The organism is Emticicia sp. C21, assembly GCF_003418935.1.
In the GTDB taxonomy this organism is placed as follows: domain Bacteria; phylum Bacteroidota; class Bacteroidia; order Cytophagales; family Spirosomataceae; genus Emticicia.
The window spans coordinates 139483-152884 of sequence record NZ_QVMT01000010.1; the positions used below are offsets into that span (position 1 = coordinate 139483).

14 protein-coding genes are annotated in these 13402 nt (G+C 36.0%); 8 read left to right on the plus strand and 6 right to left on the minus strand.

The annotated features are described in order from the left end of the window. Positions 1-31 precede the first annotated feature (31 nt). On the plus strand, positions 32-667 hold the full coding sequence (locus tag D0T08_RS20510) for a response regulator transcription factor (protein ID WP_116984549.1): 636 nt from the start codon (positions 32-34) through the stop codon (positions 665-667). Here the strand turns inward: D0T08_RS20510 and D0T08_RS20515 are convergent, their stop codons facing one another. After that, complete coding sequence (locus tag D0T08_RS20515; RefSeq protein WP_158561321.1) at positions 668-2653, minus strand: ATP-binding protein; 1986 nt, start codon at positions 2651-2653, stop codon at positions 668-670. 119 nt (positions 2654-2772) lie between these two features. On the opposite strand from D0T08_RS20515, the gene D0T08_RS20520 reads away from it, so the two are divergent. From D0T08_RS20520 to D0T08_RS20530, 3 genes are all read left to right on the plus strand, one after another. Continuing rightward, complete coding sequence (locus D0T08_RS20520) at positions 2773-3915, plus strand: 5-(carboxyamino)imidazole ribonucleotide synthase (RefSeq protein WP_116984551.1); 1143 nt, start codon at positions 2773-2775, stop codon at positions 3913-3915. 38 nt (positions 3916-3953) lie between these two features. Next, positions 3954-4439: a 5-(carboxyamino)imidazole ribonucleotide mutase gene (purE, locus tag D0T08_RS20525; RefSeq protein WP_116984552.1), complete on the plus strand. Its 486-nt coding sequence runs from the start codon at positions 3954-3956 to the stop codon at positions 4437-4439. 141 nt (positions 4440-4580) lie between these two features. Further along, a complete protein-coding gene (locus D0T08_RS20530) occupies positions 4581-5309 on the plus strand; it encodes a LysM domain-containing protein (protein WP_116984553.1) in 729 nt (242 codons plus the stop codon). Between the two features lie 30 nt (positions 5310-5339). Here the strand turns inward: D0T08_RS20530 and D0T08_RS20535 are convergent, their stop codons facing one another. The 4 genes from D0T08_RS20535 to D0T08_RS20550 form a co-directional block, all read right to left on the minus strand. Continuing rightward, positions 5340-6095, minus strand: coding sequence for a hypothetical protein (locus tag D0T08_RS20535; protein WP_116984554.1), 756 nt, complete (start codon positions 6093-6095; stop codon positions 5340-5342). A gap of 98 nt (positions 6096-6193) precedes the next feature. Further along, the gene (locus tag D0T08_RS20540; RefSeq protein WP_116984555.1) at positions 6194-6451 is read right to left on the minus strand and encodes a hypothetical protein; all 258 of its coding nucleotides are present in this window, start codon (positions 6449-6451) and stop codon (positions 6194-6196) included. 37 nt (positions 6452-6488) lie between these two features. After that, on the minus strand, positions 6489-7283 hold the full coding sequence (locus D0T08_RS20545) for a lipoprotein signal peptidase (RefSeq protein WP_116984556.1): 795 nt from the start codon (positions 7281-7283) through the stop codon (positions 6489-6491). 121 nt (positions 7284-7404) lie between these two features. Continuing rightward, positions 7405-8604: a proline dehydrogenase family protein gene (locus D0T08_RS20550; protein ID WP_116984557.1), complete on the minus strand. Its 1200-nt coding sequence runs from the start codon at positions 8602-8604 to the stop codon at positions 7405-7407. A 259-nt stretch (positions 8605-8863) separates the two neighbouring features. On the opposite strand from D0T08_RS20550, the gene D0T08_RS20555 reads away from it, so the two are divergent. Further along, positions 8864-9958 (plus strand): chorismate mutase, encoded by a 1095-nt coding sequence (locus D0T08_RS20555; RefSeq protein WP_116984645.1) that lies wholly within the window; start codon positions 8864-8866, stop codon positions 9956-9958. 72 nt (positions 9959-10030) lie between these two features. On the opposite strand, the gene D0T08_RS20560 is transcribed toward D0T08_RS20555, so the two are convergent. Beyond that, the gene (locus D0T08_RS20560; protein WP_116984558.1) at positions 10031-10396 is read right to left on the minus strand and encodes a hypothetical protein; all 366 of its coding nucleotides are present in this window, start codon (positions 10394-10396) and stop codon (positions 10031-10033) included. A 235-nt stretch (positions 10397-10631) separates the two neighbouring features. Here D0T08_RS20560 and D0T08_RS20565 point away from each other — a divergent pair, with 235 nt between their 5' ends. From D0T08_RS20565 to D0T08_RS20575, 3 genes are all read left to right on the plus strand, one after another. After that, positions 10632-11408, plus strand: coding sequence for a class I SAM-dependent methyltransferase (locus tag D0T08_RS20565; protein WP_116984559.1), 777 nt, complete (start codon positions 10632-10634; stop codon positions 11406-11408). A gap of 45 nt (positions 11409-11453) precedes the next feature. Continuing rightward, positions 11454-12578, plus strand: coding sequence for a radical SAM family heme chaperone HemW (gene hemW, locus D0T08_RS20570; RefSeq protein ID WP_116984560.1), 1125 nt, complete (start codon positions 11454-11456; stop codon positions 12576-12578). A gap of 533 nt (positions 12579-13111) precedes the next feature. Beyond that, positions 13112-13375 carry a hypothetical protein gene (locus D0T08_RS20575; protein ID WP_116984561.1) on the plus strand — a complete coding sequence of 88 codons (264 nt, stop codon included), beginning with the start codon at positions 13112-13114 and terminating at the stop codon, positions 13373-13375. The last annotated feature ends 27 nt before the right edge of the window (positions 13376-13402 follow it).

Below are 13402 nucleotides of genomic sequence, written 5' to 3' on the forward strand. Positions count from 1 at the left end.
TTTATATTTGACTAACGATACAAAATATACTATGCCAGTAAAAGTGCTTCTTGCAGATGATCATGAGATCTTACTAGAGAGTCTTGCTACTTCAATTAATAGCAGTAACGAGATTGAAGTAGTAAGCACGGCTACCAACGGGGAGGAAGTACTGAAAAAACTGGACATCTATGAAGTTGATGTATTGGTATGTGATATGCAGATGCCTATAATGGATGGTATAAGTACTGTTTTGCAGGTAAGGCAATCCTTCCCGGAAGTCAGAATTCTTATGCTGACTATGTTAGACGATACCCTCCCTATCAAAAAAGCTATTCAGGCAGGTGCATCCGGGTATTTATTAAAAAAATCAAAGAAAGCTGAATTAGAAAAAGCGATTCTCGCAGTGGCATCTGGTAAAAAATACTTTAATGATGAAGTGCTCTCCTCCCTTACTCATGAAGAGGAAGAAAATATAATTGAACTACAGCATCAAACATTAACTGAAAGAGAATTGGAGGTTCTAGTTCTGATTGCTCAGGAATATTCGAGCCAGCAAATTGCCAATAAACTTTTCATTAGTCTTAATACAGTAGAGAGTCATCGTAAAAATATTTTCCGGAAGCTAGACATCAAAAATCTTGCAGGTGTTATTCGGTATGCACTTCAACATAAACTCATTCAATAATTAACTTTCATAAATTAGCGTTAATGGTACTGAAACAATAAATTTAGTGCCATTGCTACTTGAATCAATAAAAAACTCACCCCCAATATCATCTAAACGGTTTTGAATATTTTTTAAACCCATGCCTTTCTCGGCATTCTTTTGAAGACCTTTGCCATTGTCTCTCACTTCAAGCCATAATATTTTACCTTTTTCAAAAACTGAGACCTGGGCTTCTGTTGCCTGAGAATGTTTAATGATATTCTGGGTAAGCTCAAGGCAAATAGCATACATATTCAATTCTATACTCTTGCTTTGACGGCTTAATTGATTGATTATCAAAGAAAATTTAATTTTCTGACTATTATGCAACTTCTTGATTAATTTTTCCAAAGCCGTTTTCAATCCTTCTTTTTCTAATTCCTCAGGCAGAAGATTGTGAGACAAGAGCCTTACTTCCGCATAGGCGTTTTCGGTCATGTCTATTATGCCTGAATAAATTTTCTTTTCTCGTTCTGATAGATTTCCGGGGTTTATATTATCCAAAGATATATTAATAGCCGTCAGCAAACTTCCCAGATTATCATGTAGATCAGCGGCCATGCGTTTACGCTCAATCGCCTGCCCTTTTTGCATAGCTTCTTTTATTTCGTCGTAAGCCTGTTGTAAAGCTATGGTACGCTCTTCTACTTTCTTCTCCAAACCTGAATTCAAGACTTCTATTTCATTTTTCTGACTCTCAACAATTGTATTTTTCTTATTTAGTATTTTATAATAATACCACAGGATCGCTAACATTATTAACAATAAACTAATACCAATTACCAGATAGTTCCTTAGTTTTTTCTGCTCCTGAATTTCAACTTCTTCTCGCCCAATTCTGGCGTTCAACTCTGCATCTTCGATTTTCTTTCTGAGAAAAGACATCTCTAAAGCATTTTTCTGATTAAAATTCCTATCTTTTGCCTCCATATACCTTTCGTAATAAATCAATGCTTTATCAGGTTGATTTTTGGCTTTGTAACATAAATACAATAATTCGTTTGCATTAACGATAATTCTTAAAGGCAAAGAGTTATTCTGTGTATTGAGTGCTTTAAAAGCGTAATCTATGCTCTTTTCATAGTTTTTCGATTGATAGAATATTTTTGACATGAGAAAATTGGCTTCGCACAAACTAAAATAATCGTTACTATTCTCGAAAAACTGCAGGGAAACTTTTACATATTCTTGAGCTTTTTCGGGTTGCTTTAAATCCAAATAAGTACTTGCTATCTCATTAAAGATATACATTTCTAAATCAGCCAAATGATGCTTTCTTGCAATGCTCAGAATCTCAAATTGTTTTTTCAACGCCTCCCTAATCCGTCCGCTTACACTAAGTGTCCTAGCCAGATCTATCTGATAATCTATCAGATCTTCTGACATGAAATTTTTAGATTTTTTCAAGAAATCAATGGCTAATAAATTTTGTTTAATTGAGTTCTCATTATCACCTAGCGTTCTGAGATTCAAGGCATAATATAAGTGCAATTGGGCATGATAATATTCAAAACCCTTTACTCCTACAGAATCAGCATACCTCAATCCATTCACGCAATATTCAAGGCTTTTCGGATAATTATGCGCATCACTCATAGCATCAATTTTAAATAACAATCCTTCAAATACTGCGTGTTTGTTTTTACTCTTTTTTCCTAAATCAATTAGTATATAAGAATACTTTAAGGTAGAATCGGCATTTTTTGCAGGATTGGTATTAGAACCATAAAGGATACATAATTCGCGAACCGCTTTTATTTTGAGTGAATCAGGTATCTGAATAGAAAGATAATAGTCTTTTAGCAAATAAAGCAAACTGTCAGAATTGACTCTTTTATGTTCCAAAGAAGCATTTTTCAGTTCAATGGCAACATTTGGGAAAGGTTTATTTTGGGCCCATGTAAATGTAAGGCATAGAAAACCCGTAAAAAAAGTAACTACCTTTTGGATTATCTTTTTTTTCATAGTGCCGAAACATTCATAAACAAATATAGCAACATATATGAAAAAAGATATGCAAATAGTCTGATTCTTGCTTGCGCTATTATTTCTTAGTTTATCTTTGCAAAAAAATTCTTCCATTAGTGCGATTCGATAACAGAAAAAAACTAGGCATATTGGGTGGCGGACAATTAGGCAGAATGCTGATTCAGGCCGCTATAGATTTCGATTTAACTATCAAGACGCTTGACCCTGATAGTGATGCTCCATGTAAATATATCTCTCATGAGTTTGTTAATGGTTCGCTGAAAGACTATGATACTGTAATAGCTTTTGGACAGGATTGTGATATTATAACAATTGAGATTGAAAACGTGAGTATTGAAGCGTTAGAGGCATTAGAAAAGCAAGGTAAAGCAGTATTTCCTCAACCATCAGTGTTGCGTATCATTCAGGATAAGCGGGTACAAAAGCAATTTTATCAAGACCAGAATCTACCAACAGCCGATTTTATTCTTACTGATAATCAGGAGCATACCAAAAGTTTTGCAGAATTTTTACCTGCTGTACATAAACTTGGGAAAGGTGGATATGATGGTAAAGGCGTGCAGGTTATAAGAAGTGTTGATGACTTTTCAAAAGCTTTCGACCAACCTGGTGTGTTAGAAAAAATGATTGACTTTGAAAAAGAGTTGGCGGTAATTGTAGCACGTAATGAGTATGGCGAAACTAAGACTTTTCCTGTAGTCGAAATGGTTTTTCATCCAGAAGCCAATCTGGTAGAATATCTCTTTAGCCCTGCTAATATTTCTCTTGAAATTGAACAAAAAGCTGAGACTATTGCGATTAAAACCGCTAACTCACTAGGTATTATCGGTTTGCTTGCTGTAGAAATGTTTCTGACTAAAGATGGTGAGATTCTTATTAATGAGGTAGCTCCACGCCCACATAATAGTGGGCATCAGAGTATCAGAGCCAATGATGTTTCTCAATTTGAGCAACATCTGAGAGCTATTCTTAATTTACCATTGGGTAGTACCAAAGCACATTCAAAAGCGGCGATGGTTAATTTATTAGGTGAAGAAGGATATTCAGGTGAAGCTGTTTATCAGGGTATGGATGAAGTACTTGCCGTTGAGGGTGTACACCCTTTTCTGTACGGCAAGCGTTTTACCAAACCTTTCAGAAAAATGGGGCATATCACGATTATCGATCAGGATTTTGAAAAATTAAAAGAAAAAGTCATTTTTGTAAAAGAAAAATTAAAAGTTATAGCCGAAAACTAATTAATTGAATCCTTAATTATTTTAAAAAACAGACAGAAATGGTTGGAATTATTATGGGCAGTTTCTCTGACTGGAAAATCATGGCAGGGGTTGCAGAAATTTTAGATGAATTAGAGATTCCTTACGAAAAAGAGGTTGTTTCGGCACATCGTACTCCTCAAAAAATGTTCGATTTTGCCCTTACGGCACGTCGTCGTGGTTTGAAAGTGATAATAGCCGGAGCAGGTGGTGCAGCGCATCTACCAGGTATGGTGGCTTCTAGTACAACGTTGCCAGTGATAGGTGTCCCAATCAAATCAAGTAATTCAATTGATGGCTGGGATTCGGTTTTATCAATCCTGCAGATGCCTACGGGTGTGCCTGTAGCAACTGTTGCTTTAAATGGTGCTAAAAATGCTGGTATTCTTGCAGCACAAATATTAGGTGTAGGTGATGAAGAGGTTGCTAAGAGATTGAGAACATACCGCGAGGGTTTGAAAGATCTGGTTGAGGAAATGAATGAAGAATTGAAAAAAAGTATTTAAGTATATACAATTAAGTAGGCCATCATTTTGTTAATTATAGCGAAATGATTGTATATTTATGCCAAATACATGGCTTCTTTTAAATTCGAGAATAAAGAATTTGTTTTCCTAATATAATTCGTAACTAAATTTCCTAATACCATGCAGTTCGAAGACCGCGAACAACGTAATGAACGTCCCAAAGAAGCCTCACGAAATTTACCAATGGCCGTGCTTTTGGTGCTAGTGAGTATCATCTGTGCTTTGCTTTACATCGGTTGGAAATATATGTCTGATGATACATCGACCGCCGATGAACTAACTACTGCTCCTGCTGATTCGGTAGCTAACGCGATTAATACTCAACCATCTGAGGATGAATCTACTGCTCAGGAAGCCAATTCTGATGCTTTGCCTGAAGTTTCTGTGCCAACAGTTGGTGATAAAAAAGATAATGCTGCCACAACGGAAACAGATACAAAAACTACTGATACCAAAACAAAAGAAGATAAACCTAAGGAAGATAAGGCGAAAGAAGATAAAGCTAAAGATGATAAACCTAAAGTGGTGGTTCCTACAGGGGGTGAAACTTATACTCATACCGTTGGTGAGGGAGAAACTTTTTTTGGCATTGCCAATCGTTTCAATGTAAAGAAAGAAACATTAAAGGCAATGAATGCAAATGTTGATGAAGCAGGCATTAAAGTAGGTGCTACCAAATTAAAAGTGAGAATAAAAGCTATTCATACAGTTGGGCCAGGCGATATTCTGAGAGTAGTGGGTAAGAAATATGATGTGCCAGTATCTCTGATTATGCAAGCGAATAAAAAGACGAAGAATTTTGCTGAACGAGGAGAAAAGCTGATTATTCCTTACGGAACAAAAGAATAAATGAGATGAGGGCTGAAAAGCCCTCTTTTTTTACAAAGTATTATAATACTGAAATATCTTTGCTAAATCTGTTCGATCTTTCAGACTTAGGCTATTGTCTTTAACAAATTTTTCAATTTCAGTCCTTTTGTCTGACATTAGCTCATACAAATCTTTCTTACCCGCATTAAATTTGATTGCTTCTTTCCCTTTTGTAATATATAGTAGTTTCTCGGTATTAATTTTTACATCTTTACTTCCCACATTCAGTGCCTCTACATAATCAGGCTGATGTATCTTTAATCGGCTATATTCTAACAGTTTCACTTTCCCATCTGCCAGAATCTCAAAGAATCCTGCTTTTATTTTTTCACTTTCGTCAGTAAATTCCAGCGTGCTTATATAAGTTTTCACCCAAATATTCTGCTTTCTAGCAGTGAAGCTTTTGATCAAAGTTCCCGAAATAACTTTTATACCCTCTGGGGTATTAAACTCGACATCATTGCCTTTCAATAATACACGCATTTGTACATCCGAGACACTATCCAATTTGACTAATCCTTTAGGTGTAGAAATAGTTCTTGGGTAAAATCTTACTGTTCCAACAGACCATTCAGGATCAAGATAAAAGCTGCCATGTATTTCGCTAGTTCGATTATCGAAACCATACAGCATACTTGAATTGTGTTGACTTATGGTGAGATTTTGATTGAGTGCATCGCGGGTGCTCTGCATCATAGGTTGTTGGGCAGAGCTTCTCTCCACAATAAGGATAGAAAAGAAGAATAAACAAAAACAGTTTTTCATAAATAATAGCTATGAGTAAATATTGAAAACTGTATTGATTGCATATCATTTTCAGCTTTTGCTTATCAGCTATTTATGAAAAACTGTTCAATCAATATTTAAACCATAAAGTTGGCAATCAAAAGAATGATTGTGAAAAATATTAACACCCAAGACTGAATAATATCGGTTTTTCGATTTCTATTTGGGTCAACTACACTCAGATTAAGAAATTGAAATAATAAGCATAAAGCCCCTATTACACCTAAGGTTGAATTTCTTAAGGTTGGTGATGGCATCATTCCGGGTACAATAATAATTGCAAGGAAAGTCAGAACGATAATCCATCTGTAAGATTGCTTAGAGAAAACTGCCATGATATAATTCAATTGTTGTTATAAAACTGTTGTACTTTTACTTCGACTCCTCTTTCAGTTGCTCTGAATCATTTTCTGTTTTATGATTCACTACTGTTTGAATATCTTCTTTAGTGGTATTTACCGGAGGTGCTTCATCTTCATTAAATGATGTATTTTCATCACCCAACATTTTCTGCTCTTCTGTCAGAACTTCCTCATTATCTACTATTGATTTTGTGGGTCTCTCTTCATGAATAAAGAAGCTTTTCTGGAAAATCAGGATACTTACTACGCCACAGAAAATACAGGCATCAGCAAAATTAAAAATGGGTGTCGTATTATATTGTCCACCTAAGAATGGAATCCAATCAGGATAATTACCATCTAAACCATAGGCATAAAACATATCAATTACTTTTCCATGAAACCAGGGAGTAGATGCATCCAGGGGTGAATTCTTAAGCCATACTCCATAAAAAGTACTATCAATCACATTACCGATAGCACCGCCAAGCACCGCTGCGATAGACCAAAGCAGACCGTTATGGGCTTTTTTACGGGCAAGGTAAATAAGATACCAACAAATACCCACCATGGCAAACAGACGAAAAACCGTCAGCAATAATTTACCGTACTCACCTGCCAGCTCCCAACCGAAAGCCATTCCGGGGTTTTCTACATAATGCAGTTTAAAGAATCCGGGAATTAAATCTATTTCACCGTAATGGTTAGGAAGCACATCAAAATACATCCATAGTTTGATTCCCTGGTCAATTAAAATCAACACAATTGTAAGCAGTAAATATTTATATGGAGACTTACCTCCTGACGAGCCACTACTTGTAATCATTTATTGTTATGTTTAGTATAAAAGCCATTTTATGGCAGATACTCCTTTCAAATTTTGTGGGATGTTCCTATCATTAAACGATAGGCAGCATAAATTTATTAAAAATATTCTATCTACTCTATTATGAAGCTTTTCTTCTCTCTTTTTCTTTTTTAATTAACAAGAATTCGCGACTACTTTGTCCGGCAATTGAGGTGTTTTCTTCTGCCCGGCGAAAAAGGTAAGGCATTACTGCTTCAACCGGGCCATAAGGCACATACTTAGCAACGTTATAGCCTGCATTGGCCAGGTTATAAGAGATATTGTCGCTCATGCCCAATAATTGTGCAAACCAGATTCTCTCGTCATTCGCTTTCACACCTTTGTCTTTCATCAATTCGGCACATATCAAACAACTTTCTTCATTATGTGTACCTAAACAGATAGAAAGAACATCTAAATTATCAATCGAGAAGTGAATGGCTTTATTGAAATCAATATCGGTTTCATGCTTAGTCACATGAATAGGGTCTTTATACTCTAATTCTGCAGCACGACGTCTTTCTTTTTCGATATATGCTCCACGTACTAGTTTTGCCCCTACTTTATAGTTTTCTTTTCTGGCCACTTCGCAGGCATCAATGAGGTGTTGCAGACTCTCCCATCTATACAACTGAAAAGTATTATAAACTATGGTTTTGCCATCAATGTTATATTTCTTCATCATTTCGTAGCTCAGGTCATCAATCACATCCTGAATCCACGATTCCTCTGCATCTAAAAAAATCCTTACATCAGAGGCCGCTGCGTGTGCACACAATTTATCTACCCTGTTTCTCACTCTTTCAAAAGCACTCTTTTCATCTTCCATCAAATCCTCCGGGTGCTCTTGTACTTTTTCAAGAAGTTCTACCGAGCCAATACCTGATACTTTAAAAACCGAAAACGGAATATCTCTTGTTCGAGTGGCAGCTTTATCAATCGTTTTTAGTATTTCATTAGTAGTTGCATCAAATGCTTTTTCGTTGTCTTCTCCCTCAACCGAATAGTCTAATATAGTACCTACTTTACTTTTTGCCAGACTCTCAATCGTCTTTTGACAGGTTGAGATACTTTCACCTCCGCAAAATTGGGCAAATATGGTATTTTTAATCAGTAATTTTATAGGTAATCCTAATTTTATTGCGAGTTTTATAAAAAAAGTTCCTATCTTTACAACCCAGTTTTGATTCATCAACGCAAAAATCAAATACGTTTTACGTAGCTTACTATTTGACTGATGAGCAAAGGCAATAGAAGTATCATCGAAATTTAACGAGCGGTTTTGAATAGCCGTTTTCATTATTTCAAATATTGGTTTCTTTTAAATTTTTCAGTTCTGATGATGAATTGTACTATTTCAAGAAATAATATCGTTTAAACTACGATTCTTTCTAAAATGGTTTGCAAATATACGGCAAAGAAAAGACATTTAATGAAACAATATCAATAATTCGGTAACCTGAACTATTGTCAATGCCCGATTTCAGTAGCTTGCGTAAACACGTTTGATACCTTTTACAAGCATTGAAAAAATTGACAAAACAAATTTTATTAAAGAAATGAAAGCAAATTTAGATGTACTACCCCTTAACAGTTGGATAGATACAAACGGAAAACCCTTAATCATTGCCGGGCCGTGTAGTGCCGAGACAGAAGAACAAGTAACCGAAACAGTACGCCGTATTGCTAAAGAAGGTTATGCACACGTAATTCGTGCAGGTGTTTGGAAACCACGTACTCGTCCGGGTAGTTTTGAGGGTATGGGAGAAGCAGCATTGCCTTGGTTAGCTGCAGTAAAAAAAGAAACAGGGCTACCAATTGCAGTGGAAGTAGCAACACCTCAACACATCGAATTGGCTTTAAAATATGGTATTGATATTCTTTGGATTGGTGCCAGAACAACGGTAAACCCTTTTAACGTACAAGATTTAGCTGATGCTTTGAAAGGTGTTGATGTTCCGGTATTAATCAAAAACCCGGTTAATCCAGACCTTGCCTTATGGGTAGGTGCATTTGAACGTATTGCTGGTGCAGGTATTAAGAAAATGGCGGCTATCCACCGTGGATTTTCTAATGCGCAAGAAACCAAATACCGCAACTCTCCCATGTGGCAATTGGCCGTTGAATTAAAAACCTCTTTCCCGCAATTACCAATCATTGGCGACCCAAGCCATATGGCCGGTAAGAGAGCCTATTTATTCGAGCTGGCTCAACGCGCTTTAGACTTGAACTATGATGGTTTGATTATCGAATCACACCGTAGCCCTGATGATGCATGGTCTGATGCTTCTCAACAATTAACTCCTGAAGCCTTGGGTGAAATGCTCCGTGAGTTAGAGGTACGTAAACCATCCTATGGGGAAGATTTCCAAAGTGAGTTAGATAAACTACGTCAGAAAATTGATAATATCGACCGTGAGCTTCTAGAAGTACTGGCTGCACGTATGGCAGTAGTTGAAAAATTAGGAGAATACAAGAGAGATAATAATGTGGCTGTTTTACAATTGGATCGTTGGAAACAAGTACATAATAGCCGTGCTGAACAAGGTAAGAAACTAAATCTTTATCCTGAAATGGTTGAAGAATTGTTCAAACTGATTCACATGGAATCTATCCGTAAACAAACTGAAGTAATGAACCAACAACCTGCTTAAGCGAGTTGAAGTGACTTATTTATAGAAAAATGAAGAATTGAAGAAAACGTCAGATATTCATCTGGCGTTTTTTTATTCTCTGAAGTACCGCCACATTTTCATTTTAAAGAACAATTGCTTAGTACGATTTTTCGACCTTTCTAAATCAATTTTATCATTTATCTGATTGACATTAAGGTTGGCCATATTGAAGCTATTATCTGCAAAAATAATCGTTCGTGAATATTTACGTTTAGGAATATACTGTAAAAATAAAGTCCGGTTTTTGGCAAATACAGAATCTACTTTATTACCTGGTAAACCGTTGTTATTTTTAATAGAAGAAGTTTTGTTTTTTGTTGCCAACAGATAAGGATTGTAGATAGTTTGAATACCCATTTGAGCATTGACTTTAATAATAAACAAAAAAAATCCAATCAACAATAAACTTGTTTTCATTGCCTAGTAATTGGTTTAGATTGAAGATTTACTTAGAAATAACCTTTAAAATAACGCTTGGCATGATAGAAAATTTTATAAACTCAGCCTATCATTTTACAAAGGCATAATTTTACTGTAACTTTGTAAAAGTAAGCTGAAAATTTAGAAATTCAGATTAAATACCCATTAAAATAGATTATTATCTGGCTGATTTTAATACGAAATCTGTCGGGAAAATATACAAAGCGCGTCTATGAGCAAATACGCAACAACCGAAATTACCAGTGCCGAAATCCCATCGGATAATCCCGTACATCAACGTCTCTATTTCCCCTATGTTGAATCAGCTAAAATCGTTCATGGCAATGTGCTGGAATTAGGTTGCGGCTGGGGTCGTGGGGTAGAGACTCTGGTTGAAAAATGCGACCATTATACAGGGTTAGATAAAAATGAGCCATTAATTAATCAGTTGCAGGCCGCCTACCCAAAGCACACTTTCCGTACGGCTGATTTACCTTATCTGACTGAGTTTAAAGATAATACCTTTGATTTCGTAGTTACATTTCAGGTAATTGAGCATATTCAGGACGACCACAAGTTTCTTTCGGAAGCAGCGCGTGTTTTAAAGCCGGGTGGTAAGATATTGTTGACTACTGTAAATCGTCCCTACTCATTAAGCCGTAATCCCTGGCATATCCGTGAGTATGATACAGCTGAATTACGTTCGTTAATGCAAAAGTATTTTTCTAAAGTTGAAACAAAGGGTGTGGGTGGTAACAAGAAAGTGTGGGATTATTACGAAGAAAATAAGCAATCGGTACGCCGTATCATGCGTTTTGATATTTTTGATTTGCAACATCGTCTTCCGGCTTGGATGTTGAGAGTACCATATGAATTCCTGAATCGTTTCAATAGAAACAAATTGATGGATCAAACCGGGGGATTAGCGGCCGAAATTCGTTGGGACGACCATTTCCTCTCAAACGAGCCCGAAAAATGTATTGACTTCTTTTTTATAGGAACAAAATAGTATCTCCGACGATTGTGATAATCGTCGGATTATTTCTTTCGCTTAGTGCATTTATATCTTCATATACCTTTTTGTCGGAGAGCCTGTCATTACTGTGATTTTCATTTCAGCACCAATCTGACTATGAAGAGCACTGTTGTAGAGGCAATTTGTAAAGAAATTGAACTACAAGCCGATTATCTGAACAATAAAGAGCTACAAACGATTTATTTTGGTGGCGGTACTCCCTCCCTACTCAATATCAACGAGCTGTATGATATTTTTGAAACAATTAAAAAGTATTATACTTTTTCTGATGATATTGAAATCACTTTAGAAGCAAACCCTGACGATATTACTAAAGAGCGGCTAGCGATTTTACAAAGATTTGGTTTTAATCGGTTAAGTATTGGTATTCAGTCATTTAATAATGATCATCTTAAAAAACTGAACCGTATTCATGATGGTGCTCAGGCCGAAGGATGTGTTAAACTAGCACAGGATATGGGTTTTGATAATATCACTATCGATCTGATTTATGCTATACCATACGAAAATCATCATATCTGGGAAAATGATTTAGCAAGAGCCTTGAAATTGAATGTGCCTCATATTTCTTCTTATTGCCTGACTATTGAAGAAAAGACCGTTTTTGGTAAGTGGCTGCAACTCAATAAAATTCCACCGATTAATGAAGACTTTGCTTCAGAGCAATTCCGAATTTTAGTTGATACCCTTGAATCAGCTAGATATGAGCAGTATGAAATATCAAATTTTTGTCGGGACGATAAATACTCCCGTCATAACTCTTCTTACTGGAAGCGGCATGAATATTTAGGTGTTGGCCCATCTGCGCACTCTTACAATGGTGTATCACGCCAGTATAATGTAGCAAATAACGTAGCGTATCTGAAAGCTATACATTTGGGTCAGGTACCTGCAGATTACGAGTTATTGTCAAAAGAAGAAAAGCTGAATGATTATATTCTTACTGGGCTTCGCACAAAATGGGGTTGTAATCTGGTAGAAATAGAGAAACTGGTAGGTAATGAATGGCGAATTGCGAATCATGCCATACTCACTAAATACTTTAATAGTAAGTTCTTGCAGCTTGACAATCAAACACTTACTCTCACCCGCCAAGGCAAGCTGTTTGCTGATAGAATTGCCAGTGATTTATTTTTAATCTGAGGAATCGCTTTCTTTCATTTTAACAATTGCCCTATCAAAATTTGATAAAGCCCCTTTTAAAGCAAAGTAAAAGCACTTGACAAAAAGCATTGATTGTATGCATAAAAATGGGAATAAATGTTTTTTGAACATATCTCCTATAGTAGAAATTTATCCCTATAATGATATTTCTTGGATTGTATAGGCCCTTGGAGACGCCAGCATGTCTTCTCTACAAAAATGGATGCGATAAATTTTTAGAATGTTCATTCTATGTCGAATTAATTTCGAAGTCGCATTAAATACAATTTTTGATGACTGCCCAACCTAAACTAACTGATTATACTTAGATGCCCTTACAACAGATTTCCCCTAATCTAGTTTATTGCAAGACAATAGCATAATCACTATAGAACCACCTATCCAACAGTACGATTATACTAAAAACATCTTCAAATACTTTGAAAAAACAAGTCTAAATCGGAAATTTAGGAGAGGACTAGTCTTGGTTAACTATTCACAAATGGCCGTCCGCTTACTTAACAACTATTGACATGGATATAAAATCTTATAATCAGGTAGTTTCAGAGTGTATCAAAGTACCATCTACTAAAATGGGACCAAAAAAGGTTACCAATATGGGGGGAACCTTTTTGAATGATAGTAGCGATGGTTTTAAAATATCAGCCACTAAAAAGGGATTGAAAAAGGTTACCAATATAGTGGGAACCTTTTTGACAGACAACAGTATTGGTTTTAGAATATCAGCCGCAAAAAGGACTTGGAAAAGGTTACCAATATGGGGGGAACCTTTTTGAATTACGGTGGAGATGGTCTTCCATTAC